The sequence below is a fragment of the Pseudomonas sp. Eth.TT006 genome (assembly GCF_054456575.1).
This window is the reverse complement of sequence record NZ_JBTJEN010000008.1, coordinates 197,929-224,440: the sequence shown is the minus strand read 5'-3', so window position 1 is coordinate 224,440 and position 26,512 is coordinate 197,929. Positions and strand designations below refer to the sequence as shown.

General features: G+C 59.3%; 20 protein-coding genes. 18 read left to right on the top strand and 2 right to left on the bottom strand.

Going from position 1 to position 26,512, the window contains the following annotated elements; genetic code table 11:
• Positions 1–45: 45 nt before the first annotated feature.
• From ACXR0M_RS15245 to ACXR0M_RS15210, 8 genes are all read left to right on the top strand, one after another.
• A complete protein-coding gene (locus tag ACXR0M_RS15245) occupies positions 46–1,395 on the top strand; it encodes an APC family permease (protein WP_458832630.1) in 1,350 nt (449 codons plus the stop codon).
• 119 nt (positions 1,396–1,514) lie between these two features.
• Complete coding sequence (locus tag ACXR0M_RS15240; protein WP_458832629.1) at positions 1,515–2,531, top strand: arginine N-succinyltransferase; 1,017 nt, start codon at positions 1,515–1,517, stop codon at positions 2,529–2,531.
• A 61-nt stretch (positions 2,532–2,592) separates the two neighbouring features.
• Positions 2,593–3,627 carry an arginine N-succinyltransferase gene (gene astA, locus ACXR0M_RS15235; protein WP_458832628.1) on the top strand — a complete coding sequence of 345 codons (1,035 nt, stop codon included), beginning with the start codon at positions 2,593–2,595 and terminating at the stop codon, positions 3,625–3,627.
• Positions 3,628–3,812: 185 nt separating this feature from the next.
• Positions 3,813–4,682 carry an isocitrate lyase/PEP mutase family protein gene (locus ACXR0M_RS15230; protein ID WP_458832627.1) on the top strand — a complete coding sequence of 290 codons (870 nt, stop codon included), beginning with the start codon at positions 3,813–3,815 and terminating at the stop codon, positions 4,680–4,682.
• Between the two features lie 284 nt (positions 4,683–4,966).
• Positions 4,967–5,146, top strand: coding sequence for a hypothetical protein (locus ACXR0M_RS15225; protein WP_458832626.1), 180 nt, complete (start codon positions 4,967–4,969; stop codon positions 5,144–5,146).
• 147 nt (positions 5,147–5,293) lie between these two features.
• Positions 5,294–6,067 (top strand): hypothetical protein, encoded by a 774-nt coding sequence (locus ACXR0M_RS15220; protein WP_458832625.1) that lies wholly within the window; start codon positions 5,294–5,296, stop codon positions 6,065–6,067.
• On the top strand, positions 6,064–6,744 hold the full coding sequence (locus tag ACXR0M_RS15215) for a transposase (RefSeq protein ID WP_458832624.1): 681 nt from the start codon (positions 6,064–6,066) through the stop codon (positions 6,742–6,744). The genes ACXR0M_RS15220 and ACXR0M_RS15215 overlap by 4 nt, the downstream gene beginning before the upstream one ends.
• Positions 6,741–6,917 (top strand): hypothetical protein, encoded by a 177-nt coding sequence (locus ACXR0M_RS15210; protein ID WP_458832623.1) that lies wholly within the window; start codon positions 6,741–6,743, stop codon positions 6,915–6,917. The genes ACXR0M_RS15215 and ACXR0M_RS15210 overlap by 4 nt, the downstream gene beginning before the upstream one ends.
• Positions 6,918–7,100: 183 nt before the next feature.
• Here ACXR0M_RS15210 and ACXR0M_RS15205 read toward each other — a convergent pair whose 3' ends face one another.
• Together ACXR0M_RS15205 and ACXR0M_RS15200 are read right to left on the bottom strand one after the other, a co-directional pair.
• On the bottom strand, positions 7,101–8,336 hold the full coding sequence (locus ACXR0M_RS15205) for a M20/M25/M40 family metallo-hydrolase (RefSeq protein ID WP_458832622.1): 1,236 nt from the start codon (positions 8,334–8,336) through the stop codon (positions 7,101–7,103).
• 598 nt (positions 8,337–8,934) lie between these two features.
• Positions 8,935–10,008 carry a diguanylate cyclase gene (locus ACXR0M_RS15200; RefSeq protein ID WP_458832621.1) on the bottom strand — a complete coding sequence of 358 codons (1,074 nt, stop codon included), beginning with the start codon at positions 10,006–10,008 and terminating at the stop codon, positions 8,935–8,937.
• A gap of 179 nt (positions 10,009–10,187) precedes the next feature.
• On the opposite strand from ACXR0M_RS15200, the gene ACXR0M_RS15195 reads away from it, so the two are divergent.
• The 10 genes from ACXR0M_RS15195 to ACXR0M_RS15150 all read left to right on the top strand — a co-directional run bounded on the left by ACXR0M_RS15195 (position 10,188) and on the right by ACXR0M_RS15150 (position 26,510).
• Entirely contained in the window at positions 10,188–11,639 is a 1,452-nt protein-coding gene (locus tag ACXR0M_RS15195; protein ID WP_458832620.1) for a flavin-containing monooxygenase, read from the top strand.
• A 21-nt stretch (positions 11,640–11,660) separates the two neighbouring features.
• Positions 11,661–12,587, top strand: coding sequence for an alpha/beta fold hydrolase (locus ACXR0M_RS15190; RefSeq protein WP_458832619.1), 927 nt, complete (start codon positions 11,661–11,663; stop codon positions 12,585–12,587).
• Between the two features lie 174 nt (positions 12,588–12,761).
• Positions 12,762–14,261, top strand: a complete 1,500-nt coding sequence (gene glcD / locus ACXR0M_RS15185) for a glycolate oxidase subunit GlcD (RefSeq protein ID WP_458832618.1) — start codon at positions 12,762–12,764, stop codon at positions 14,259–14,261.
• Positions 14,261–15,310: a glycolate oxidase subunit GlcE gene (gene glcE, locus ACXR0M_RS15180; RefSeq protein ID WP_458832617.1), complete on the top strand. Its 1,050-nt coding sequence runs from the start codon at positions 14,261–14,263 to the stop codon at positions 15,308–15,310. The genes glcD and glcE overlap by 1 nt, the downstream gene beginning before the upstream one ends.
• Positions 15,311–15,312: 2 nt before the next feature.
• Positions 15,313–16,533 carry a glycolate oxidase subunit GlcF gene (glcF, locus tag ACXR0M_RS15175; protein ID WP_458832616.1) on the top strand — a complete coding sequence of 407 codons (1,221 nt, stop codon included), beginning with the start codon at positions 15,313–15,315 and terminating at the stop codon, positions 16,531–16,533.
• A gap of 88 nt (positions 16,534–16,621) precedes the next feature.
• Positions 16,622–18,001, top strand: coding sequence for a 2-oxoadipate dioxygenase/decarboxylase HglS (gene hglS, locus ACXR0M_RS15170; protein ID WP_458832615.1), 1,380 nt, complete (start codon positions 16,622–16,624; stop codon positions 17,999–18,001).
• Positions 18,002–18,429: 428 nt separating this feature from the next.
• Entirely contained in the window at positions 18,430–18,945 is a 516-nt protein-coding gene (locus ACXR0M_RS15165; RefSeq protein WP_074687775.1) for an Hcp family type VI secretion system effector, read from the top strand.
• Positions 18,946–19,076: 131 nt separating this feature from the next.
• Positions 19,077–21,116 (top strand): type VI secretion system Vgr family protein, encoded by a 2,040-nt coding sequence (locus ACXR0M_RS15160; protein ID WP_458832614.1) that lies wholly within the window; start codon positions 19,077–19,079, stop codon positions 21,114–21,116.
• Entirely contained in the window at positions 21,106–21,843 is a 738-nt protein-coding gene (locus ACXR0M_RS15155) for a DUF4123 domain-containing protein (protein ID WP_458832613.1), read from the top strand. The genes ACXR0M_RS15160 and ACXR0M_RS15155 overlap by 11 nt, the downstream gene beginning before the upstream one ends.
• Positions 21,843–26,510: an RHS repeat-associated core domain-containing protein gene (locus ACXR0M_RS15150; protein WP_458832612.1), complete on the top strand. Its 4,668-nt coding sequence runs from the start codon at positions 21,843–21,845 to the stop codon at positions 26,508–26,510. The genes ACXR0M_RS15155 and ACXR0M_RS15150 overlap by 1 nt, the downstream gene beginning before the upstream one ends.
• Positions 26,511–26,512 lie beyond the last annotated feature (2 nt).

Here is a 26,512-nt window from a genome sequence, read left to right as displayed (position 1 = left end):
CAGAACAACTAAAACGCTGCATACGCTGACAAGGAGTTGCGCTTCATGGAAATAGAAGAGTTCGGCTACAAACAGGAGTTGAAACGTAGCCTGACACTGACCGATCTGGTGGTGTACGGGATGATCTTCATGATCCCCATCGCCCCCTTCGGCGTGTATGGCTACGTCAATGCCGAGGCGCCCGGGATGGTGCCGCTGGCGTACATCATCGGCATGGTCGCGATGCTGTTCACCGCACTGAGCTACGGCAGCATGGCGCGGGCCTTTCCGATCGCCGGTTCGGTGTATTCCTACGCGCAACGCGGCCTCAATCAACATGTCGGGTTCATCGCCGGCTGGCTGATGTTGCTCGACTACCTGCTGATTCCACCGCTGCTGTACGTCTACGCGGCGATGGCGCTGAACCATCTGTACCCGGACATTCCGAAGGTCGGCTTCATTCTGGCGTTCCTGGTCAGCGCGACCTTCGTCAATCTGCGCGGCATCACCTTCACCGCGCGGATGAACATCATCTTCCTGCTGGCGCAGCTGGTGGTGCTGGGGATTTTCCTGTTCTACGCCTGGAACGCCCTGCACAACGGTGGCGGCCACGGCGAGCTGACCCTGGCGCCACTGTACAACCCGCAAACCTTCAATTTCGCCTTGCTGATGCAAGCCGTGTCGATTGCGGTGCTGTCGTTCCTCGGCTTCGATGCAATCTCGACCCTCGCCGAAGAAATCAAGGGCGACCCGGGCAAAAGCGTCGGCAAAGCGGCGCTGATCACCCTGGTGGTGATGGGCGCGATTTTCGTCGTGCAAACCTGGATTGCCACCGATCTGGCGGCCGGCATGGGCTTCAAATCCGCCGACACCGCGTTCTATGAAATCGCCGAAGTCGCTGCCGGCAGCTGGCTGGCGACCCTGACCGGGGTGGCGACCGCGCTGGCCTGGGGCGTTGCGGTAGCGATCACCTCGCAGGCCGCGGTGTCGCGTCTGCTGTTCGGCATGGCCCGCGACGGCAAACTGCCGAAAGTGCTGGCCAAGGTGCACCCGAAGCACAACACCCCGTACCTGAGCATTTATCTGGTGGCGGTACTGTCGCTGGTGATCTGCTACCTGTTCATCAATTCGGTGGACACCCTGACCTCGCTGGTCAACTTCGGCGCCCTCAGCGGTTTCATGCTGCTGCACCTGACAGTGATCAACTACAACTGGCGTCGGCAGAAATCCGGTCAGGTCGTGCGCCATCTGATCTGCCCGCTGATCGGCTTCGGCATCGTCGCCGCCATCATGTACAACATGGGCGTCGATGCGCAGAAACTCGGCCTGATCTGGATCGCCCTGGGCCTGGTGTACCTGTTCTTCCTGAACAAGCTCGGCGCCAGCACCGCGCTGCCAGACCCGAGCAATGGCTGACAAGAAAAAGAGCGGCGTCTGACAACGAATCAGGCGACCGCCGCTATAAAGCGTGGCAACCGACAGTGATAGTCAGGTTCGGTGGAAATCACCGGACCCTTTGATACAGGAGTGCATCCATGCTGGTCTTACGCCCAGTCGAGCCAGGCGACCTGCCGCAATTGCAGCAACTGGCCCGCGACAGTCTGGTCGGCGTCACGTCGCTGCCGGACGACAGCGAGCGCCTGCGGGAAAAAATCGCCGGTTCCTGCGCCTCGTTCGCCAGCGACGTCAAGGCGCAAGGCGCGGAGAACTACTTCTTTGTGCTGGAAGACCTCCACCGTCAGCGGCTGGTCGGCTGTTCGGAGATCCTCGCCACCGCCGGTTTCAACGAACCGTTCTACAGCCTGCGCAACCGGCACTTCACCAGTGCCTCGCGGGAACTGAACATCGAGCACGGGGTGCCGGCGCTGTCGTTGTGTCACGACCTCAATGACCACACCTTGCTGCGCGGTTTTCACATCGACAACGCGCTGGTGCGCAGCGCCTTTTCCGAATTGCTGTCACGGGCGCGACTGCTGTTCATCGCCGCCCATGCCCAACGCTTTGCCGATGCGGTGATCACCGAAATCGTCGGCTACAGCGACGAGAATGGTCATTCACCGTTCTGGGACGCGCTGGGCAAGCACTTCTTCGATCTGCCCTACGTCGAGGCCGAGCGCCTGTGCGGTCTGCAGAGCCGCACGTTTCTCGCCGAACTGATGCCGCAATACCCGATTTACGTGCCGATGCTGCCGCCCGCGGCACAGGACTGCATCGGCCGGATTCATCCGGATGGCCAGGAAGCCTTCGACATCCTCGAACGCGAAGGCTTTGAAACCAACAGCTATATCGACCTGTTCGACGCCGGCCCGACCTTGTATGCGCGCACGGCGAACATCCGCTCGATTGCCCGCAGCCAGACCGTCAGCGTCCGCCAGCAGCCGCAGCTCGACGCCCGCGGCCGCTATTTGCTGAGCAACGACGCGCTGCACGGTTTCCGCGCCATCGTTGCGGATCTGGATTACCAGCCCGATCAACCGCTGTCGCTCACGCCGGATCTGTGTGCGGCGCTGCAGGTCCGCGACGGCAGCAGCATCAGGCTAATCGCTCTGTGAAGCGCTCTTGGCTGCAAACCCAACGACAGTGCCCGAACCGGCGCGTACAAGGAGTTACTGCATGATCGTCCGTCCGGTGAAGGTCAGCGACCTGCCAGCGCTGATGACCCTGGTGCAACAGGCCGGCCCCGGCTTCACCTCCCTGCCGGCCAACGCCGACCGTCTCGCCCATCGAGTGCGCTGGGCTCAGCGGGCATTCGCCGAGCAGGTGGAACGCGCCGACGCCGATTATCTGTTCGTGCTCGAAGACGACGAGCAGCGCGTGGTCGGCGTCAGCGCCCTGACCGGCGCGGTGGGCCTGCGCGAGCCGTGGTACAACTACCGCGTCGGGTTGACCGTGAGTTCGGCGCCGGATCTGGGGATTTCACGGCAGATCCCGACGTTGTTTCTTAATAACGAGCTGACCGGCCAATCGGAACTGTGCTCGTTGTTCCTCAGTCACGATCATCGCCATGGCAGTAACGGGCGGCTGCTGTCGCTGGGGCGCCTGCTATTCGTCGCCGAGTTTCCGCAGCTTTTTGGCGAGAAGATGATTGCCGAACTGCGCGGCAGCGCTGACGAACTCGGCCGCTCACCGTTCTGGGACAGCCTCGGTCGGCACTTTTTCAAAATGGACTTCAGCCACGCCGACCACTTGTCGGGGCTGGGTAACAAGTCGTTCATCGCCGAACTGATGCCGCGTCAGCCGCTGTACACCTGCCTGCTCACCGAACAGGCGCAAGCGGCCATCGGCCAGCCGCACCCCAACACCGAGCCGGCGCTGAAAATCCTGCGCGAAGAAGGTTTTGTGCACAGGGGCTACATCGACATCTTCGACGGCGGCCCGGTGATTGAAGCCGCGATCCCCAACATTCGTACGGTGCGCGACAGCCTGGCGCTGACCCTGAGCCTCGGCACGCCGGACGATCAGGCGCCACTGTGGCTGATCCACAACCGGCGTCTGGAAAACTGCCGCATCACCGCGGCTCCCGGCCGCCTGGTCGGCAATACCCTGGTGGTCGACCGCCTCACCGCCAAGCGCCTGCAGTTGCAGCCGGGCAACTCGGTGCGCGCGGTATTGCTGCCCAGACAACAGCAACACGCGGTAGCGGCCTGATCAGCGGTCAGGCCAGAGCAAATCCGTGGATCGCCGATGAATCCTTTCAGCCGTTGAACCGGTGATCGGCGCCTCACACGCAAATTCGTCATGAACCTTGACCCATTCGCGTGATAGCCTTTTCATTCTTCGGCGTTGACACCTTTGCTCAAGCCGTTCCATTCCTTTGTATTGGTGGAACTCGTATGACCAGGCTTTCCCATCAAGATTTGCGCCGTAACTTCCGTCAACTGCTGGCGTCCGACAGCTGCTACCACACCGCCTCGGTGTTCGACCCGATGTCGGCACGCATCGCCGCCGACCTGGGCTTTGAAGTGGGAATTCTCGGCGGCTCCGTGGCCTCGTTGCAGGTACTGGGCGCTCCCGACTTTGCTTTGATCACTCTGAGCGAGTTCGCCGAACAGGCCACCCGCATTGGCCGCGTCGCCCAGCTGCCGGTAATCGCCGACGCCGACCACGGTTACGGCAACGCCCTCAACGTCATGCGCACCATCGTCGAGCTGGAACGCGCCGGCGTCGCCGCCCTGACCATCGAAGACACTCTGCTGCCGGCGCAATTCGGCCGCAAATCCACCGACCTGATCACGGTCGCCGAAGGCGTGGGCAAGATCCGCGCGGCACTGGAAGCCCGGGTCGATGCGGAAATGGCGATCATCGCCCGCACCAACGCCGGCATCCTGCCGAACCAGGAAATCATCAGCCGTACCCGCCAGTATCAGGCCGCCGGCGCCGATGGCATCTGCATGGTCGGGGTGCAGGACTTCGATCAGCTCGAGCAGATTGCCGAACACCTGACCGTGCCGCTGATGCTGGTCACCTACGGCAACCCGGCGTTGCGCGACGACAAGCGTCTGGCCGAGCTGGGTGTGCGCGTGACCATCGACGGCCACGGCGCGTACTTCGCGGCAATCAAGGCCACCTACGACAGCCTGCGCGAACAACGGCAGATCTTCACCCAGGCCTCGGACCTGAGCGCCACCGAACTGACGCACACCTACACCCAGCCTGAGGATTACATCCTGTGGGCGAAGGAATACATGAGTGTGAAAGAGTAATTCCTGTTCGGAATTCGCTCTCTCTGGCAAATATTCAAAGGGCCGGCAGACGCAATGTCACCGGCCAGATTGCCAACAGTTACGACCAAATCAACAGCAGTACTTGCCAAATAATACATACTTGAAAACAACTAATAATATTCAATAACAACTCCCACATTGATATTAAATATCGCCTCCCTATAATCGCAAATCGTTAAACAGCAAAAGTGTTTAACTCACAAAAGCCAAACTCAAAAAAACAACCAAGCCATGTCAGGCACATTGATAAACAAGGATTAGTTATGAAAGCCGTTACTGAAAACTGGGAAAACGCACCACTGTTACGCGCCGAAGCAAAAGTAATCAATACCCCAACCAAGTCCACCCACGCGGCCAACTGCCCGGGCTGGGACGGACTGCGCTTTAACGTGGGCAATATTCACGAAATCAAGAAAATCCGTAATCTGCCTGCTCAGGACTAACCCTTTTCGCAGCGTATAACGGTGCGATAGACGTCAGTGCGCAGAATACTCCGCCATTGACGTCTATCTACCAGCTACCAAAAAGTCTGTTGATGATATCTGGCAAATATTCCATCTTGTTTGCCCGCACATTAAAAGTGATTCCCCATGATAAAAAACCTGCTCAATCCAGGCTTGCCGCCTGAACAATTGATCGCCCGCATCAAGCACATAAACATGGGGGCCGAAATATATAAACTGGCGACACAGCTGATCCACTCAGACACCGAAAATCAAGACTCGCTTTATCGCGCCGCAATCATGCAAGCGACAAACATCCACACCGGCACCGTGACTCTTTATTGCAACAATCATGGAAACATCAGCCTGAAAGTTGCAGATAACGCGACGGCAGCAGACCAACTTTATTCCGTCCCCGGCAAAAGCGTATTGTTTGCAATCAACGCTGAGTCATTTCCCGTTCAACTTTACCGGCTTGAAGAAGACCGCCTGACGCGCGCGGAGCGGGTCATCGTAGATGGCGATAATCCTTTGTTCGTAGATGGCACGAAGACGTTGTTCGACAGCAACCCCGACAGCAACGGGCCTCAAGCCTTCATTGGCAGCGTCAATCTGCCGGAAAGAGCCGCCGATATCAGCGTGTTTGACCCCGTCACATTGCGCAAAATCGCCTGGTTCCCGCATGACGACAGCGCCGCACGCTTTCTGGTAAGTCTCGAGCTGCTTGAAGCCGCCCAAGACCCTGGCGCCTGCAAAGTCGCTGAGGAATTGATTTATCACTACCACCCGGCGGTTGCCTGGAGGGCGTTTCAGCTGATCGGCAGAACCGATCTGCAGGCGGCCATGAAGAGCGCACCGATGTTGCGCAACCTGCAAAACAGGCGCCTCAACCATTTACTCGACCAGTGTGAGGCCGCATGAAACTGACCACATTTGTCGAGCGTATGGCGACCTACGATCTGCAGCGGGACAGCGCAAGAATCATTGACGACCTGCGTCAACTGGCCAGCAACCGTACCTTATTGAGTGACTACCTTTACGCAACGATCCAGCAGGACGGTTTCAGTACCCGAAACCGGCTCTACGGCGCCTACGCATTTGTTCTGCACTCAAACGATCTGTTCACCGTGCGCCTGGGTTTCTGGTCGCCGGTCCGGTCCCAGGATGAGCGGGAAACCTTCATCTATGACCTCAACCACAGTCATGACTTCGAACTCTACTGCGTCGGTTACAGCGGTGACGGCTACACCACTGTCTCCCGAACGATTCTCGATCACACGCCCCTCCAGGCTGGCACAAAGCCCGAGTTCGGCGAAGAGCGAGTTTTAAAACTTATTCCGGGTGAGGTGCTGCACATGCTTCCACTGCGCGAAGTCCACAAGCAGCTCCCACCTGAAACGATGTCCGCCTCGCTGAGCTTGCTCATCCATCCTCGGCAGGAGACTCAAACCGAAGAAGCCTGGTGCTTCGACGACAATCTGGTGCCGACTTATCCCGGCATCGCTCGCCAGGAAACAGCGCTGTGTGACAGCCTGCTGTCCCGGCTACAACGTGAGCAGACTTCACTGCCCACTCAATCAGAAAGGAAATCTGTATGAACAAGCAACTCGAAAACTGGAACCCGACTCCATTGCTGCACGCTGGCACCAACGTTATCGGCACGCCCGTGAAAACCACTGCCGAAGCACCGTGCGCCAGCTTCATGCCGCGTTACAACGTGGGCAACATTCACGAAATCAAGCAATTCTGGAACTTGCCGCAAGCTGCCTGATGCTTGCCGTCCCGGCGCATTGTGAGTGTCAAAGAGTGATGTGCCGGTCGGACTGACGCCATCGCGAGCAGGCTCGCTCCTACAGTGGGTATTTGGTGAACATATGACGTTCACTGAAAATCCAGTGTAGCGGTGAGCCTGCTCGCGATAGCAGCCGCCGCAACAGCGCGATATTCAGGCAGCTCAGTGTTTCGCCAACTCCATGATCATCCGCGACAACAGATAAATCCGCGGTGTCACGCTCGCCACCTCGGCGTATTCCTCCGGCGTGTGAATGTTGCCGCCAACAATGCCGAAGCCATCCAGTGTCGGCGTGCCTACCCCGGCCGACAGGCTGGCATCCGCCGCGCCACCGCTGCCCTCCTCGGTCAGTTTGCGGCCGATCTCGCCGTAAATCCCCTGGGCCATGGCCATCAAGCGATCCGACTCGGCCGTCTGCGGCATTGGCGGCAGGCCGCGTTTGAGGCTGGTAGTGACTTCGGTGTCGGCGATCAGCTTGTCTTGCGAGACCCGCGCCAGGTCTTTTTCGATCCGGTCGAACTCTTCCGGCACCGCTGCGCGCACGTCAGCCTTTGCCGTCGCATGGTCCGGGATCACGTTGGTACGATCGCCGGCCTGCAGCACAGTGAAGTTGATCGTGGTTTTCTTCGCCTCGTCGCCGAGTTTGCCCAGTTGCAGAATCTGGTGCGCCGCTTCCATCGCCGCGTTGCGTCCCAGCTCCGGCGCGACGCCGGCATGCGCGGCCTTGCCTTTGACTTCGACCAGCGCGGTAGCGCTGCCCTTGCGCCACACCACGAGGCCATCCGCCGGGCGACCCGGTTCAAGGTTGAGGGTGACGTCGTGGGCCTTGGCGGTTTTCTTGATCAGGTCGGTGGCGACGTCCGAGCCGGTCTCTTCGCTGGCATCGAGCAGGAAGGTGATTTGCGCGTAGTCCTTGAAGTCGAGGTTGTGCAGAATTTTCAGCGCGTAGATCCCGGCGACGATGCCGCCCTTGTCATCCATCACCCCCGGCCCGTAGGCGCGGCCGTCCTTGATGCGGAACGGCCGTTCGGCGGCGGAGCCTTCCTTGAATACCGTGTCCATGTGCGCCATCAGCAGGATTCTGGCCTTGCCGGTGCCTTTGAAGGTCGCCAGCACATGGTTGGTTTTTTCCGGGGTATTGGGCACCAGCTCGATGGTCGCGCCGAGCTTTTTCAGCTCGTCGATGGCGATCTCGCTGACTTGCTTCAGGCCCGGTTCATAACCGGAGCCGGAGTCGATATTGACCAAACGTTCCAGCAGCTTCAGCGCTTCGGGCTGATACTGCTCGGCATCGGCCAGCACTTGTTTGTGCGGCTCGGCGAAGGCACTGGAAGTGCTGAGGGCGAGGGACAGGCCGAGGCTGGCGGCCAGCAGGGAGCGGGAAAATGAGAACGTCATGAATCAATCCTTGGTTCGCGTCGGAGGGATTCAACCGTACCTGACATCGGCGCAAGGCTCTATACCGGATGCAACACCGATCCAGCCAACACCACACTTCCCTCCTGTGGGAGCGGGCTTGCTCGCGAATGCGGTGTGTCATTCAGCGTAAATATCGACTGACACGCCCTCTTCGCGAGCAAGCCCGCTCCCACAGGAATCGATCCCTGGTTCGCGTCGGGGGATTCAACCGTACCTGACATCGGCGCAAGGCTCTATACCGGATGCGACACCGATCCAGCCAACACCACACTTCCCCTGTGGGAACAGGCTTGCTCGCGAAAGCGTTTTGTCAGGCACTGTTGATGTTGATTGATCCGCCGCCTTCGCGAGCAAGCCCGCTCCCACAGGAATCGATCCTTGGTTCGCGTCGGGGGATTCAACCGTACCTGACATCGGCGCAAGGCTCTATACCGGATGCAACACCGATCCAGCCAACACCACACTTCCCCTGTGGGAGCGGGCTTGCTCGCGAAAGCGTTTTGTCATTCAGCGTAAATATCGACTGACACGCCCTCTTCGCGAGCAAGCCCGCTCCCACAGGGGGACGGTGGTGACATCAGACCGAATCGAGCACCTCATGCTTCGGCCGACTATCGGTGTTACAGATCACCCGATTACGCCCGGTCTCCTTGGCTTCATACAGCGCCTGATCGGCATCATTGAGCCAGCGCGTCGCATCACCATGGGCCGGCTCGTAAGCCGCCAGGCCAATGCTCAGGCTGACCTTGAGTGCCGGGTTCTGCTCGTAAACCAGAATGGCGAAACGCTCGCGCAAGGCTTCCATGGCCTGCGCGGCATTGAACAGCGGCAGGTCCGGCAGAATCACGCAGAATTCGTCACCGCCATAACGCCCGGCCACGTCGGTGGCGCGCAGATTCTGCTTGAGCAGCTTGCTCAACTGGCGCAGCACGATGTCGCCGGCCACGTGCCCGTAGGTATCGTTGATCGCCTTGAAATGATCGATGTCGATCAAGGCAATGGCCGCGCCGTGTTGCTGCCGGCGACAGCGTTGAAATTCGATTTCCAGTTGATCCTTCCAGGCGCCGTGATTGAGCAACCCGGTGAGGCTGTCGGTGCGGCTCAGGGCCAGCAGCTCGCGCTTGTGCAGCCCCAGCGTATGGGCCTGGCGAAAGCAGATCCACCCCAGCGCCAACGGGTACACCATCAATAACGGCAGACAGGCGTAGAGCTGCAACGGCGAGGTTGGCGGGATGAACGCCGGGGCGAAAATCGCCAGGCCGACGCCAATGCCGAGGATCTGCGCCGCCAGGCCGGCAGCGAGAAAACGCAGCCCGCCGATGGCGACGTTGTTCATCGCCATCATGGAAATGGTGGTGGCACTGGGCAGCGGATTGAACTGCATGGCGGCGACCCAGAAGCCGCCCATGAACGCGTCGACCAACAGATTGCGGTGTTCGGCGCGGTAGGGAACGCTGGAACGACGGGCCCAGTGAAACGCCAGATGCGGCCATAACAGACCGTTGCACAGCATCAGCGCCCAAACCCACAGCGGCGGCTGAAGCGGATACATCGCCGCGCTCACGCACAACAACCCCAGCATCAGCCCGAGGATTCGCGACGGATAAAGCCTCCTGGCCAATGAAAGTCCCTTTCCCCCCTTTTTTCGCATAAGGGCCTCGAACACACGAAGGAAGCTGCGCACACCGCCAGACGGATGTGCTGGAAGTCTATCAGCCAAGCGTTAAATAGCTATCACCGGCCAGCCGCCGGCCTTCACTCCCACAAGGCAAATATTTAGCTATACCTGAAGGGATGAAAACGGAAAAACCACTCTAAAAAAGGAGCCCCATGCACACCTACCGCGTGTTGATCATCGGCAGTGGATTTGGCGGCCAGTGTGCGGCGGTCAATCTGCTCAAGGCCGGGATCGACGACTTTCGTCTGCTGGAGCGGCGCGACTTCTTCGGCGGCACCTGGTGCCAGAACACTTACCCCGGCGCCGCAGTGGATGTGCCCTCGCCCCTGTATTCACTGTCGTTCGCGCCGTACCGCTGGACGCAAATGTTTGCCGCCCAGGCCGAACTGCAGCAATACACCCGACACGTGATCGAGCATTTCGGCCTGCGTGAGCGAGTGGAGCTGCAGACCAATGTCGAACGTATCGAATGGGACGACGGCGAAAAGCGCTGGGCGGTACACACCAACCGCGGCGTGTTCCAGGCGCAGTTCGTGATCAACGCCAGCGGCCCGCTGAGTCAACCGGTGATCCCCCGGTTTCCCGGTGTGGAGCGTTTTCAGGGCAAGACATTTCATACAAATAGTTGGGATCACAACTACGACTATCGCGGTAAACGCGTGGCCATCGTCGGCAGCGGCGCGAGTGCCGCGCAGGTGATTCCGGCGATTGCCCCCGAGGTGCAGCGACTGCATGTGTTCCAGCGCACAGCGCACTGGGTGTTACCGCGCGCCGATCGCAGGTTCGGACGCTTTCAGCGCTGGCTGCTGGGTTTGCAACCGGCCTACAAGCTGTTGCGCTGGCTGCTTTACTGGCAATTCGAAACCCGAGTGATCGCCTTCAAGTATTCCCGACCGGCAATTCATCTGGTGCAGCGCCAGGCCCTGCGCTTTCTCAAGCAACAGGTGGCGGATCCGCTGTTGCGCGAAAAACTCACCCCGGACTTCACCATCGGCTGCAAGCGCGTCCTGCTGTCCAGCAGCTATTACCCGGCGCTGACCCGGCCCAATGTCACCCTGCACAGCCGCGAACAAGGCATTGCCGAAATCGATGAGAGCGGCATCACCACCAGCGACGGCCAGCACATCGACGTCGATCTGATTGTCTGGTCCACTGGCTACGACGCCATCGACGGCGTGGTCTCCTACCCGGTGACCGGCAAGCATGGCGTGCAACTCAAGAATGTCTGGGCGCAGTACCCGCGCGCCTATCTCGGTACCTGCGTGCCGGACTTTCCCAACCTGTTTATCGTCACCGGACCGAATACCGGCATCGGCCATACCTCGGCGCTGTTCATCATCGAAGCGCAGATGAACTACATCCTCGACTGCATCCGCACCCTGCACACCAAAGGCCTGCGCAGCATCGAAGTGCGCGCCGAAGCGGAACGTACCTACACTGCAATGATCCACCGCGAGATGGAACGCACGGTGTGGAAGTCCGGCGGCTGTCACAGTTGGTATCAGAGCAAGAGCGGTCATGTGATCGCGATTTTTCCGGGTTTCAGTTTCAGCTATTACCGGCTGACCCGGGCGCTGAAACCGGCTGACCACATTCTGTCCTGAACACGTAAAAGGAAGACGTCGATGCTCTTGCTGTTTGTCGCTCTAGCGGTGTTCGTGGCCTGGAGCTGGTTGAGTTACCCGGCGGTCGGGCACTGGCTGTACGACCTGTGCATGGCCCTCGAAGCCAGGCTGTACAAGCTGCACAAAATCGAAGTGCCCATCGCCGAGATGGGCGTATCGACGTGGCAGGGTGGCCCTTATGAAGCGTCCAGCGCGATCCTGATGCTGCACGGCTACAGCGCCGAAAAGAACCTGTGGCTGCGCTTCGCCCGGCATTTTGTCCGCCAGTACCGGGTGATCATTCCAGACATCGCCGGCCACGGTGAAACCGGCTTCAAGGCCGGTGGCGGCTACGACATTGCGTTGCAGGCCAAGCGCATGATTCAGTTGCTCGATGTGTGCGGCGTGGAGAAAGTCCACGTGATCGGCAACTCGATGGGCGGCTACATCGCAGCGTGGCTGGCGGCGACCTACCCGGAGCGAATTGCCTCGCTGGCACTGATTGATCCGGCCGGCGTCTCCGCTCCGCAGGCCAGCGACATGGAACGCCAACTGGCGCGCGGGCATAACCCGTTTCTGATCAATTCCCGGGAAGAATTCCGCCAGCTATATGCCATGACCATGGTCTCGCCACCCTGGGTGCCGGGGCTGGTGCTGGATGCATTCGCCCAGCGTTACCAGCGCCAGCGTGATGAACTTGAAGAGATCTTCCGCGACTTCCACGCCAGCCCCCCGATGGAGCCGAAACTGGCCGACATCAAATGCCCGGCGCTGCTGTTGTGGGGGCGCAAGGATCGCTTGATTGACGTCAGCAGCGTGCCGGTCTGGAGCAAGGGCATCGCCAACCTGCGGGTCGAGGTGTGGGACGGCGTCGGGCATATGCCGATGGTGGAACAGCCGACCGACACGGCGCGGTTGTATCGGGAGTTTCTGGGTAGTCAGCGATGAAACCCAACACTGTCGTTGTGATGAGGGGATTTATCCCCGATGGGTTGCGGAGCAGCCCCAACCCAGAGTATGCGGTCTATCGGACACCGCTTAGTGTTGGAAATGGGGCCGCTGCGCGCCCATCGGGGATAAATCCCCTCACTACAAGTAATCCCGTCCGGCGATGGAATTGAAATGAACATTCTCTACGACGAACGCCTCGACGGGCCGCTACCTGAGGTGAACAAGGCCGAACTGCTCAAGACCTTGCAGCACGCCATGCCCGACCTCGACGTGCTCTGGCGCGAAGATGAACTCAAGCCTTACGAATGCGACGGCTTGTCGGCCTATAGCACCGTGCCGATGCTGGTCGCCCTGCCCCGGCGCCTCGATCAGGTACAAACTCTGCTCAAGCTCTGTCATCAACACAGCGTGCCGGTGGTCGCCCGTGGTGCCGGCACCGGACTGTCGGGCGGCGCGTTGCCGCTGGAAAAAGGTCTGCTGCTGGTGATGGCGCGGTTCGACAAGATCCTCCACATCGACCCGGCGGCGCGTACCGCACGGATTCAGCCCGGAGTGCGCAACCTGGCGATTTCCCAGGCTGCCGCGCCGTTCGGCCTGTATTACGCGCCGGACCCGTCGTCGCAGATTGCCTGTTCGATCGGCGGCAACGTCGCGGAAAACGCCGGCGGCGTGCATTGCCTCAAGTACGGTCTGACCGTGCACAACTTGCTGAAGATCGAGGTGCTGACCATCGAAGGCGAGCGCCTGACCCTCGGCAGCGACGCCCTCGATGCGCCGGGGTTTGATCTATTGGCGCTGTTCACCGGCTCCGAAGGCTTGCTCGGGATCATCACCGAAGTCACGGTCAAACTGCTGCCCAAGCCACAACTGGCCAAGGTCCTGCTGGGCAGTTTCGATTCGGTGGAAAAGGCCGGCCGCGCCGTGGCCGAGATCATCGCGGCAGGGATCATTCCCGGTGGTCTGGAGATGATGGACAACCTGGCGATCCGCGCCGCTGAAGATTTCATTCACGCCGGCTACCCGGTCGATGCCGAGGCGATCCTGCTGTGCGAACTCGACGGCGTCGAAGCCGACGTCCACGACGACTGCCTGCGGGTTCGCGAAGTCATGCTTCGGGCCGGCGCCAGCGAGGTACGGCAGGCCCGCGACGAAGCCGAGCGCGTGCGTTTCTGGGCCGGGCGCAAAAATGCCTTTCCGGCCATCGGGCGTCTATCGCCGGACTATTACTGCATGGACGGCACCATCCCGCGCCGCGAGTTGCCCGGTGTGCTGCAAGGCATCGCCCGCCTCGGCGCCGAATACGGTTTGCGCGTCGCCAACGTGTTCCATGCCGGCGACGGCAACATGCACCCGCTGATCCTGTTCGACGCCAACCAGCCCGGCGAACTGCAGCGCGCGGAAGCGTTGGGCGGCAAGATTCTCGAACTGTGCGTGCGGGTCGGCGGCAGCATCACCGGTGAACACGGGGTCGGCCGCGAGAAAATCAATCAGATGTGCGCGCAATTCAACAGTGCCGAGCTGACCCTGTTTCACGCGGTCAAAGCCGCATTCGACCCGCACGGCCTGCTCAACCCCGGAAAGAACATCCCGACCCTGCATCGCTGCGCGGAATTCGGCGCCATGCACATCCATGCCGGGCAACTGCCATTCCCCGAACTGGAGCGTTTCTGATGGCGGACGTCGATGCCAGCAGCGCCCTGCTCGATCAGGTCAACCAGGCTCGGGCCAATGCCACGCCGCTGAAAATCCAGGGCGGCAACAGCAAGGCGTTCCTCGGTCGCGAGGTGGCCGGCGAAGTGCTCGACACCCGCGAGCATCGCGGCATCGTGCGCTACGAGCCGACCGAGCTGGTGGTCAGCGTGCGCGCCGGCACGCCATTGCGCGAGTTGCTGCAGACCCTCGACGCCGCCGGGCAGATGCTGCCGTGCGAGCCGCCAGCCTTCGGCGACAGCGCCACGGTCGGCGGGATGATCGCCAGCGGATTGTCCGGGCCACGCCGGCCGTGGTCCGGCTCGGTGCGCGATTTTGTCCTCGGCACGCGGGTGATTACCGGTCTCGGCGAGCACTTGCGGTTCGGCGGTGAAGTGATGAAAAACGTCGCCGGCTACGATCTGTCGCGATTGTTGACCGGCAGTTTCGGTTGCCTCGGCGTGCTCACCGAAGTCTCGCTGAAAGTCCTGCCGAAACCGCGGCAATGCCTGAGCATCCGCCTCGACCTCGATTGCGCCCGAGCGCTGCCCCGGCTCGCCGAATGGGGCCAGCAACCGTTGCCGATCAGCGGCGCCTGTCATGACGGGCAAAGCCTGTACCTGCGCCTGGAGGGCGGCGAAGGCTCGGTGAGCGCCGCCCATCAACGCCTTGGCGGCGAGCCGCTGGACTCGGGGTTCTGGCGTGACTTGAACGAGCATCGCCTGGCGTTTTTTGACGAGGGCCTGCCGCTGTGGCGTCTGTCGCTGCCGAACAATCTCGGGCCGCTGGACTTGCCCGGTGAGCAGTTGATCGACTGGGCCGGCGCACAACGCTGGCTGAAATCCGATCATGAGCAGATTCAGAAGCTCGCCGAGCAACTTGGCGGCCACGCCACCTGCTTCAGCCATGGCGCCAGCGCCACGCCGTTCCAGCCGCTGGCCCCGACATTGCTGCGTTACCACCGCCAGTTCAAGGCGCAACTCGACCCGCAAGGGCTGTTCAATCCGGGCCGGATGTACGCGGAGTTCTGACCATGCAAACCACCCTCAGCGAACAAGCCCGACAACTGCCGCGCGCGACCGAGGCGGAAAAAATCCTTCGCACCTGCGTGCACTGCGGTTTTTGCAACGCGACTTGTCCGACCTACCAATTGCTCGGTGACGAACTCGACGGGCCGCGCGGGCGTATCTACCTGATCAAGCAAGTACTCGAAGGCGCGCCGGCCACCGCGCAGACACAACTGCATCTGGATCGCTGCCTGTCGTGCCGCAATTGCGAAACCACCTGCCCTTCCGGCGTCGACTATCACAACTTGCTGGACATCGGCCGGGCGTTGGTCGATCAGACCGTGCCGCGCCCCGCTGCACAGCGACTGCTGCGCGAAAGCTTGCGCGCGCTGGCGCCCAATCCTGGGGTGTTCAAGGGCTTGCTGCGGGTCGGCACGACGTTCCGCCCGCTGCTACCGCGCAGCATCGAAAGCAAGTTGCCGCAACGCCCGCCAAAGTCCGGCACCCGCCCTGCTCCGCGCCATGCGCGGCGGGTGCTGTTGCTCGAAGGTTGCGTGCAACCGGGGCTTTCGCCGAACACTAACGACGCCACGACGCGGGTCCTCGATCGGTTGGGGATCAGCGTCACCCCGGTGGCCGAGGCCGGCTGTTGTGGCGCGCTGGACTATCACCTCGACGCCCAAGCCAGGGGCCTCGACCGTGCCCGGCAGAACATCGACGCCTGGTGGCCGCATCTGGAGAACGGCGCGGAAGCCATCGTGCAGACCGCCAGCGGCTGCGGCGCCTTCATCAAGGACTACGGGCATTTGCTCGCGCACGATCCGCGCTACGCCGACAAGGCGCGGCAGATCAGCGAACGCTCGCTGGATCTGGTGCAAATCCTCGCGCAGCAACCGCTGGAACAACTATGCGCCGCGACGCAACGCCGGATCGCCGTGCATTGCCCGTGCACCCTGCAACACGCGCTGAAACTCGGCGGCGCGGTGGAAGCGCTGCTGACCCGCCTCGGGTTCAATCTCACGCCGGTGGCGGATGCTCATCTGTGCTGCGGTTCGGCGGGTACCTATTCGCTGACGCAACCGACTCTCGCCCGACAACTGCGCGACAACCGCCTCAATGCGCTGGAAAGCGGCGAGCCGGAGCTGATCGTCACCGCCAACGTCGGTTGCCAGCAGCATCTGGCCAGCGCCGGACGCACGCCGGTTTCGCACTGGATCGAACTGGTGGATCAGTCGTTGGCAGAATGAAGTCCGTAGGATTCTTCGTTTGCCGCAGTGGGCGAAGGCTGCGATCTTTTCCTCCATCCTTTACATGACCGTGGCAGGAATTTTTTTCATGACCGTGCAGCCTTTCGTCAGCCCCGACCTGATCCGCCAACGCTTCTCCAAAGCGATGTCCGACATGTACCGCGAAGAAGTGCCGCTGTACGGCGCGCTGATGGCACTGGTGGAACAGACCAACCGCGAGGTGCTGGCGCGTGAACCGCAGATCGCCAGTCAGCTGCACAGCACCGGCGAGATCGAGCGTCTGGACATGGAGCGCCACGGCGCCATCCGCGTCGGTACCGCCACAGAGCTGGCGACTCTCGCCCGCCTGTTCGCGGTGATGGGCATGCAACCGGTGGGCTACTACGACCTGACCCCGGCAGGCGTGCCGGTGCACTCGACGGCGTTTCGTGCGGTGCATGAGGATGCGTTGCAGGTCAGCCCGTTTCGGGTCTTCACCTCACTGCTGCGCCTGGAGCTGATCGAGGATCCCGAGCTGCGTGCGTTTGCCGAATCGGTGCTGAACCAGCGTTCAATCTTTACCACGCGAGCACTGACTTTGATCGAGCAGGCGGAAACTGCCGGCGGTCTGAACGAGCATGAGGCAGCGGAATTCGTCATACAGGCGCTGGAGACCTTTCGCTGGCATCACAGCGCAACCGTCAGCGCCGCGCAGTACCAGACCCTTAGTGCCCAGCACCGTTTGATTGCCGACGTGGTGGCATTCAAAGGCCCGCACATCAACCACCTGACCCCGCGCACCCTGGACATCGATATCGTCCAGGCGCAAATGCCGCTGCACGGCATCACCCCGAAAGCGGTGATCGAAGGCCCACCGCGCCGGCACTGCCCGATCCTGCTGCGCCAGACCAGTTTCAAGGCGCTGGACGAGCCGATCACCTTCACCGACCAGCACGACACGCGCGGCAGCCACAGCGCGCGTTTCGGCGAGATCGAACAACGCGGCGCGGCCCTGACGCCCAAGGGCCGGGCGCTGTACGACCGTTTGCTGAATGCCGCACGCGATGAACTCGGTGACTTCCCCAACGAAGGCAACGCCGCACGCTACAACGCGTTGATGACTCAACATTTTGGCGAATTTCCTGACAGCGTCGAAGGCATGCGCGAACAGGAACTGGCGTACTTTCGCTACTTCCCGACCGAAAAAGGTCTGGCCGCGGGTAGCCTCGCGCCGAAGTCGCTGGAGGATTTGCTCCGCGAGGGCCATGTGAAAGCTGAACCGTTGGTGTACGAAGATTTTCTGCCGGTGAGTGCGGCGGGGATTTTTAAGTCGAACCTGGGGGATGCGGCGCAGACGCACTATGGCGAACACTCCAACCGCCAGGCATTCGAACAGGCGCTGGGGCGTTCGACCATCGATGAGTTGGGGTTGTATGCCGAGACGCAGCGGCGGTCGATTGAGGATTGTCTGGCAGCGCTTTTGCGTTAGAAGATCAAAAGATCGCAGCCTTCGGCAGCTCCTACACTGGGACGGCGTACACCCTGTAGGAGCTGCCGAAGGCTGCGATCTTTTGCTTTCGCTTTTTCTCGGGCTTCAACCCAAACACTGGCACATCGCCTTACTGCGCAAGAAGTTGCGCACTTATCCCGCGAAAAACACCACCCATCCCGCTACAAGCCTTGAGCGACAAGGCCTGCAGCCAAGTGCGCAAGAAGTTGCGCACCACTGCGCAAGAAGTTGCGCACTTCCTCTCTCGATCCAGCAAAAAACATCGCCCCAACCGCAGACCAGAGCCACTTAACCCCCGGTTGTTGGGACCTTGAGCAAACCTGGCACGCTCCTTGATAACAGTCAGACACCCACCGGGCGATTTCGCCTCCCGGGCACCCTAAATTTATCCGCAAGGAGAGCACCCCATGGCAACACCAGCGTACATGTCGGTTACCGGCGAAAAACAAGGCCTGATCACTGCCGGCGCCTTCACCGCCGACTCCGTTGGCAACACCTATCAGGAAGGCCACGAAGACCAGGTTATGGTTCAGGCTTTCAGCCACGACGTGATCATCCCGCGTGACCCACAATCCGGTCAGCCAACCGGTCAGCGCGTTCACAAGCCAGTTGTGATCACCAAGGTCTACGACAAGTCGTCGCCTCTGCTGCAAGCTGCTCTGACCTCCGGCGAGCGCATGAGCGAAATCGTTATCCAGTGGTACCGTACTTCTGCTCAAGGTACTCAAGAGCACTACTACACCACCAAACTGGAAGACGCGATCATCGTCGCCATCAACAACAAAATGCACAACTGCCAGGATCCATCGAACGCCCACTTCACCCACCTGGAAGAAGTGCAGTTCACCTACCGTAAAATCACCTGGACCCACGAAGTATCCGGTACTTCGGGTTCCGATGACTGGCGTGCTCCAGTCGTTTAATTACGGCTGATCGTTACAAGCATCGACCAGCCCTGCTGGTCGATGTTGTTTACGCCCCTCCAGAATTTCGCGTGCGTTGAACCGCCTGGCGGTAGTCGACGAACGCCGCTGTACAGCACGAGGAACAAGGGATGTTCGCGCCGGCCAATGAAACCCACTTTGCCCTGACCATCGAAGGGCTCTCCGCCGATTTTCAGGTGTTTACCCTGACCGGCCGGGAAGCCATCAGCCAGCCTTTTGTGTTCGAGGTGGAGCTGGTCAGTGAGCAGCCGTCGCTGGATCTCGAAACCCTGCTGCACAAACCGGCCTTCCTGCAGCTGTCGCCCGATGGCAGCGGCATTCACGGCCAGATCTACCGTGCCGCCCAGGGCGATTCCGGCAAGCGCCTGACGCGCTATTCGGTGACCCTGCGCCCGCAACTGGCGTACCTGGCGCACCGCATCAACCAGCGCATCTTCCAGAACCTCACGGTGCCGAAAATCATCGGCATGGTCCTCGAAGAGCACGGCATTCAAAGCAACGCCTACGAATTCAAGACAGGTTCGAATCCCGAACGCATCTACTGCGTGCAATACGATGAGTCGGACCTGCACTTCATCCAGCGCCTGTGCGAGGAAGAAGGTATCCACTACCACTTCCAGCACACGGCGACGGCGCACAAACTGGTGTTCGGCGATGACCAGACGGTGTTCCCGAAACTGGCGCCGGTGGCCTATCAGCAAGACTCCGGCATGGTCGCCAGCAACCCGGTGATCAAGCGCTTCGATCTGCGCCTGGAAACCCGCACCAGCCGCACCACCCGTCGCGACTACGACTTCGAAAAACCGCGCCTGAAGCTGGAAAGCGAAAACCGCGGCGACGCCCTGCCCGACCTCGAAGACTACGACTACCCAGGCCGTTTCATCGACCGCGAGCGCGGCAAGCACCTGGCCAAACGCGCCCTCGAACGCCACCGCAGCGACTTCCAGCTCGCCGAAGGCAAGAGTGATCAGCCGCTGCTGGTCAGCGGTCATTTCCTCGCCCTGACCGAACACCCGAAAGCCAAATGGAACGACCTGTGGCTGCTGACGGAAGTCCTGCACGAAGGCAAACAGCCGCAGGTGCTGGAAGAGTCGGTGACCAGCGACACCACCGCGCTGAAAGACGATTTCCATCAGGGCTATCGCAACCGTTTCCAGGCCACACCATGGGACGTGCCCAATCGCCCACCGCTGCGCCACCCGAAGCCGCGCATCCTCGGCAGCCAGAGCGCCGTGGTCACCGGCCCCAAAGGCGAAGAGATCCACTGCGACGAATACGGCCGGGTCAAAGTGCAGTTCCACTGGGACCGCGAAGGCCAGGCCGACGACAAGACCAGCTGCTGGCTGCGCGTCTCCAGCGCCTGGGCCGGCGCGCAATACGGCGGCATCGCCATCCCGCGCATCGGCATGGAAGTGCTGGTCACTTTCCTTGAAGGCGACCCCGATCAACCGCTGATCAGCGGCTGCCTGTACCACAAGGAAAACACCGTCCCCTACGCGCTGCCGGCGAACAAGACCCGCAGCACCTTCAAGACCCTGAGCTCGATGGGCGGCGGCGGTTACAACGAACTGCGCATCGAAGACAAGAAAGGTCAGGAGCAGATCTACCTGCACGCCCAGCGCGACTGGGACGAGAACATCGAACACGACCAGAAAATCCGCGTCGGCAACGAACGCCACGACACCGTCGAGCAGAACAGCTACACCGAGTTCAAGGCCGAAGAACACCACACCGTCTACGCCGACCGCAAAGTCGAAGCCCGGGCCAACGACCACCTGACCGTGGGCGTCAACCAGCACATCAAGATCGGCACCGGCCAGTTCATCGACGCCGGCCAGGAAATTCACCTGAGCAGCGGCATGAAAGTCGTGATGGAAGCCGGCGCCGAGCTGACCCTGGTCGGCGGCGGCAGCTTCATCAAGATCGACGCCGGCGGCGTGACCATGAGCGGCCCGGTGATCAACATGAACTCCGGCGGCAGCCCCGGCAGCGGCACCGGCGCCGCCCCGCTGATGCCCGGCGTGCTGAAACAGGCCGACGCCGACAAGGCCGGCCAGGTGCTGACCCCGGCGCAGATCAACACCCTCAAACGTAACGCGCCATTCTGTGAAGAGTGCGAGAAATGCAAGGCAGGTGCCTGTGCCATCTGATCGACTGACACCCCAACAGTGGCTGGCGCAACAGCCGTTGCAAACTGGCGAGCGGCTGTACCTGATTATCAGCGCAGCGAGCGATGCCGACGCGCTGAAAACCCTGTACCTGACCGAACCCACCGCCCAGCTCCTGCCGATCTGGGGCGGCACGCCCTACGCCACCTGGCAACCGGTGATGCCCTACGTCACCGAGCTAAAACCCAACTCGGCATTCCTGCCGTGGATCGCCGAAACCGGCGCCCTCGACTGGGGTTGGCTCGCCGTCTCCCGCGCCGAACCGAACGACGTATTCGAACACCTGCGCAGCCTGACCCAAGTGAAAATGCCGGATGGCACTGAAGTGTTTTTCCGGTTTTGGGATGGGCGGCATATCTACCCGATTCTGCATGGGCTGGGTGAAAAGGCCGGGGAAGTGCTGCCGGTGTTTGAGCGGTATCTGATTAACGGGCAGACGCTGGAGGTTGGGACACGGGTGTTGCCGAAGGTGCGGGATTGGCCGTGGTGGGAGGTGCCTAAGGAGTTGCTGGATGGTTTGACCAAGGAAAATCCTTCGACGCTGATTGGCAATCTCCTGCAATGGCTCGAAGAAGAACGCCCGGACATCTACAGCGCGTGGCCAGAGAACAACCTGAAGCTGAAAGTCAGCCGTTTCGTGCGCCGCCCGGATGCGCCGAAAAACCTTAAAGAAGCACTGTTAAACCACCTGATTCTGGAGCAAGGCTGATGGATCGCGTTGCCTTTGTTGATGAACTACTCTCTTCCTTCCCGGACAGTTTGAAGGACTACCGAAAACTGACCGAAAGCAAATATGCGGAATGGCTGGATAAAGGCCCTCAATTCCTCGATAGACCAGCATTTTTTGGCTTGAGCAGATCTATCAAGCTAGGGAGCGCGAGCGCTATTGTCAGCGTGAAAGACGATGAGTTCGAGTCCACCGTCGCACAATGCCCCAAGGACGGCAGATTGCTCATCGAAAGTAAGTTTGTCTCCGTTAATGACATTCCCGTTGGCAATATCACGGTCGAGGTGACTCCAAAAGAAGGCGGAACAGCAACTTCCATCACTCTCGATGCGGATGGAAAAGGTGTTTACAAAGGCGTACCAGGCAAAAAATACTACGTCCGAGTGCAAAGCTCAGTAACAAAAAACCAGTTGAATGAGCTATTTAGCTCTTACGACGGATTTACCGCGCAATTAAATAACTGGCTCGACTCAGAGTGGAAAAAATACAGGCCACTTTGGCCGAAGGAAACACTTGCTTCTCCCTACCTTGCACAAGTGAAGGGAACATTCATTGGAGGGTGGGAGGCAATCAAGGCCGCGTTTGACGGGATCAAGCGTGTCTTTGAGATTCTGAAGGATCCGGGGAATTTTGCCGCGCAATTAGGAGAAAGTGCCAAAGATCTGCTGAGACTGGCGAAAGAAACACCAGCAACGATGGAAAAGCTGATGTTGCTAGCAAGCGACCAAGCTGCACTTTTCCTCATTCTGAAGGCATCAGGTATATGGCTTTCGCAGCTTCCTCCCAGCGTAATATCCGGAAAAACGGCAGAACAAGTATCCGGTGCCATTGTAACGATTCTAATAGATATCCTTCTCGCGATAGTCCTAACTTTTGCAGCCGAAGGCTCGGGCATCGCATATCTCGGCGTACGCCTCGTCAACTATGGCGCAAAAATTATCGAAGTTGTTTCTGGGTTTGTAAAATCCATATTCAGCATCGTCAAGAAATTTATGGAAGCGATCGAGCACTATAAGAAACTTGCTACAAGAGCGATTGCAGGGACGTACGAGAAAGGTAAGGTCAAGCTTGGCTGGGATCGACAAGACCATGCCAAAGTTAGCAGTTCAGAGCATATTGACGACAAATCAAAACAGTCAGCGAGCCACGACGACAAAGCCGTGGCCTGCACCAGAGAAACATGTGTCAACGGTTGCCCAGTATCTATGGTTACAGGGGAGGAACTGCTAACGCTTACCGACGGGACGCTAAATGGAATATTTCCATTCGAATGGACTCGCCTTTATCGTACTAGCGCAGCAGAAATAGATTGTGGGCTGGGCTACGGGTGGAGCCATGCGCTCGCGCAGCGAGTACAAGTAACTGAAGAGAGCGTTGTTTGGACAGATCATGAAAATCGTATTACTCATTTTCCACTCCCTAGTGATCAACGACCGGCTATAACCAACAGCCTAGCAAAAGCTGCTGTTTTTATTGGTGATGATCCATCTGAACTCGTTCTAACTCAGGCAGGTGAGCGCCCGCTGTTCTACCACTTCAGGTACAACGATAAAGGCGCAACGCTCATTGCAATCACGGACCGATACCGAAATCGGCTTCATATTACTCGTGATATTCACGGGCGTATCAAACGCTTGGATAACGGTGCGGGACGATCATTGCTCCTTCGATATGATCGAAAGCATATCGTATCTGTCGAGTATCAGCAGTTCACTCCTGCAGATAACCTGGAAAGTGCTTGGAGCACTATCCAAACACTCGTCACTTATCGTTACGACGAAAACAGCCATCTCGTTGAAGCAAAGAACGCTGCAGGTGAAAGTGAACTTTATTCCTATAATCGCCAGAACGTAATTCTCGAGAGGCAACTAGCTGGTGGCGCGAGCTTTTTCTGGGAATGGGAAAACGAGGGAAAATCTTCACGTTGTGTCCACCACTGGGCAAACTTTACACAAATGGACTCCCGCTATACGTGGGACGACAAAGGAAGCGTCACTGTAACTAATGCTGATGGCAGTGAGGAAATCTATACTCACGACGATCACGCCAGACTCATAAGCAAGGTCGAACCGGATGGAGCTGAACACAGGAACGTATACGATGAAAATGGTCGCCTAATCGCGGAAAAAAATCCATTAGGCGCACTTACGGAGTACCAATATAACGACGCGGGTCGATTGGAGGCGGTTATTCCGCCAGAAGACACGCCTACACTTTACGACTACACACTCGGTTTTGTGTCAGAAGTTCGTCGTGGCGATGCGATTTGGAAATATATTCGAAACAAACAAGGCGACATAACTCAACAAATCGATCCCGACGGAAATTCTACACGTTACTATTACGATGATCAGGGTCGTCTTTTAGAAATCCTAAATCCGGATGGCAGCCGCCATAAATTAGGCTGGAACAAACTTGGCGAACTGCTTGAAGAGCAGTTGCCGGATGGTGGGAAACGCAAATACCGTTACGACGCACTTGGACGGCAAATTACCCGCCAGGATGAAACGGGCGCTATCACTCAATACGAGTGGGATGCCGTTGATCGCCTGACCCAGGTGACCCTGCCCGGTGGCGCGACTCGCGCATTCACCTATAACCCGTATGGTCGCGTCACTGCCGAGCGGGATGAACTTGGCCGCATTACCCGGTACGAATATGTCGATAACCTGCATCTTGTAAGCCGTCGAATCAATCCCGACGGTAGCCAATTGCGCTATCGATATGACAATGCCGGGCTACGGCTTACCGAAATCGAAAACGAGCGTGGCGAGCATTATCACCTCGATTACTACTCGAACGGGTTGATCCAACAGGAAACCGGCTTCGACGGCCGCCGCACCGCGTACGAATATGACCTCAACAGCCAATTGCTGAAGAAAACCGAATTCGGCGACGACGGCAGCGAACTCATTACCGAATACCAGCGCGATGCCGCCGGCCGCCTGCTCGTCAAGACCCTCCCCGACGGTGAAGAGATTCACTACAGCTACGACGCCTTGGGTCGTCTGGTTAACGTCGACGACGGTCACTGGCCGCTCGCCTACGAATACGACGTTCAGGATCGTCTGATCGCGGAGCATCAAGGCTGGGGCACGACGCGTTATGAGTACAACAGCATCGGCCAATTGAGCCACTGCCGCCTGCCCGACGGCAGCAAACTCGACTACCGACACCTGCCTGGCGGGCGCCTCAGCAGCATCGATCTAAACGGCTCACGCCTGACCAGCCACCAGTTCAGCGCCGGTCGCGAACAGCAACGTCAGCAAGGTCTTTTGCTCAGCCAGTACCAGTACGACGAACAGGGTCGATTGCAAGCCCACAGTGTCGGCCAGCGCGAAAAAAGCCTCTTTCAACGTCGCTACCACTACGACGCCAACGGCAACCTCAGCGGCGTAAACGACAGCCGCAAAGGCAATCGCAGCTATCACTACGACCCGCTCGATCGCCTGATCAGCGTTCGCGGCGCCACTCCGGAAAGCTTTGCCCATGACCCGGCGGGCAACCTGCTCGGCCAGAACAACGAAGGCACGGCAAATCTCGCCAACGTCAAAGGCAACCGCCTGCTGATGCAGGGTGATCGTCATTACGATTACGACGCCTTTGGCAATTTAATTCGCGAACGTCGCGGCTCCGGTCAGAAACTCGTTACCGAATACCGTTACGACTGCCAGCACCGCCTCATTGGCGTGAGCTTGCCGGGCGGAAGCACCGCGTCTTACAAATATGACGCATTCGGCCGCCGCATTGAAAAAACCGTAGACGGTCGAACCACCGAATTCCTGTGGCAAGGCGAACGCATGATCGCGGAAAGCGCGGAGAACCGCTATCGCAGCTACATCTACGAGCCCGGGAGCTTCCGTCCACTGGCGATGCTCGATGGCGAAGGCCCGCGCAAGGCTACGCCGTTCTATTACCAACTCGATCATCTTGGCACGCCACAGGAACTCACCGACTACAGCGGGGAGATCATGTGGTCAGCGAAATACCGTGCATACGGCAATCTCGCAGCGCTGGACGTCAACGAAATCGATAATCCGCTGCGCTTTCAAGGTCAGTACTTCGATACCGAGACGGGGTTACATTACAACCGGCACCGCTACTACAATCCGAGTACTGGGCGGTTTTTGACGCCGGACCCGATCAAGCTTGCGGGTGGTTTGAACAACTATCAGTACGTGCCTAACCCTACGGGGTGGGTGGATCCGCTTGGTCTGAATACTTGCCCTGGCGGCGATAAATGCATCCCAGGCGAAAGTGCTGAGGCACCTGAAGGAAAAGCCAAGGTAAATGAGGGGGATCAAAAAGCGCCTGAGACGGGAGGTGCCGCCAGAGCTGCCCAGTATTCCGCAAACTGGCCGAAAGCGAATTTAAATAATGCGGTAGAAAAATTTGCTGGCGACAACCCCATAATTAGCACTACCGACAAAGGTAAGAGAATATATAAAAACCCTCAAAACGGAGTAGAAGTGGTCGAAGATATGAACGGAAACTATTTCAGAGTGTACGACCCATCACTTCCTGGAAAGCGTAAATATCTAAACCTCGACGGAATTGTTCCTAGCAACAAGACGCTTCCGAACGGAAAACAAACCGGCAGATCGCAAAGCGAATACAATGAAGTCACGCACTTCAACAAGGAACCATAGAG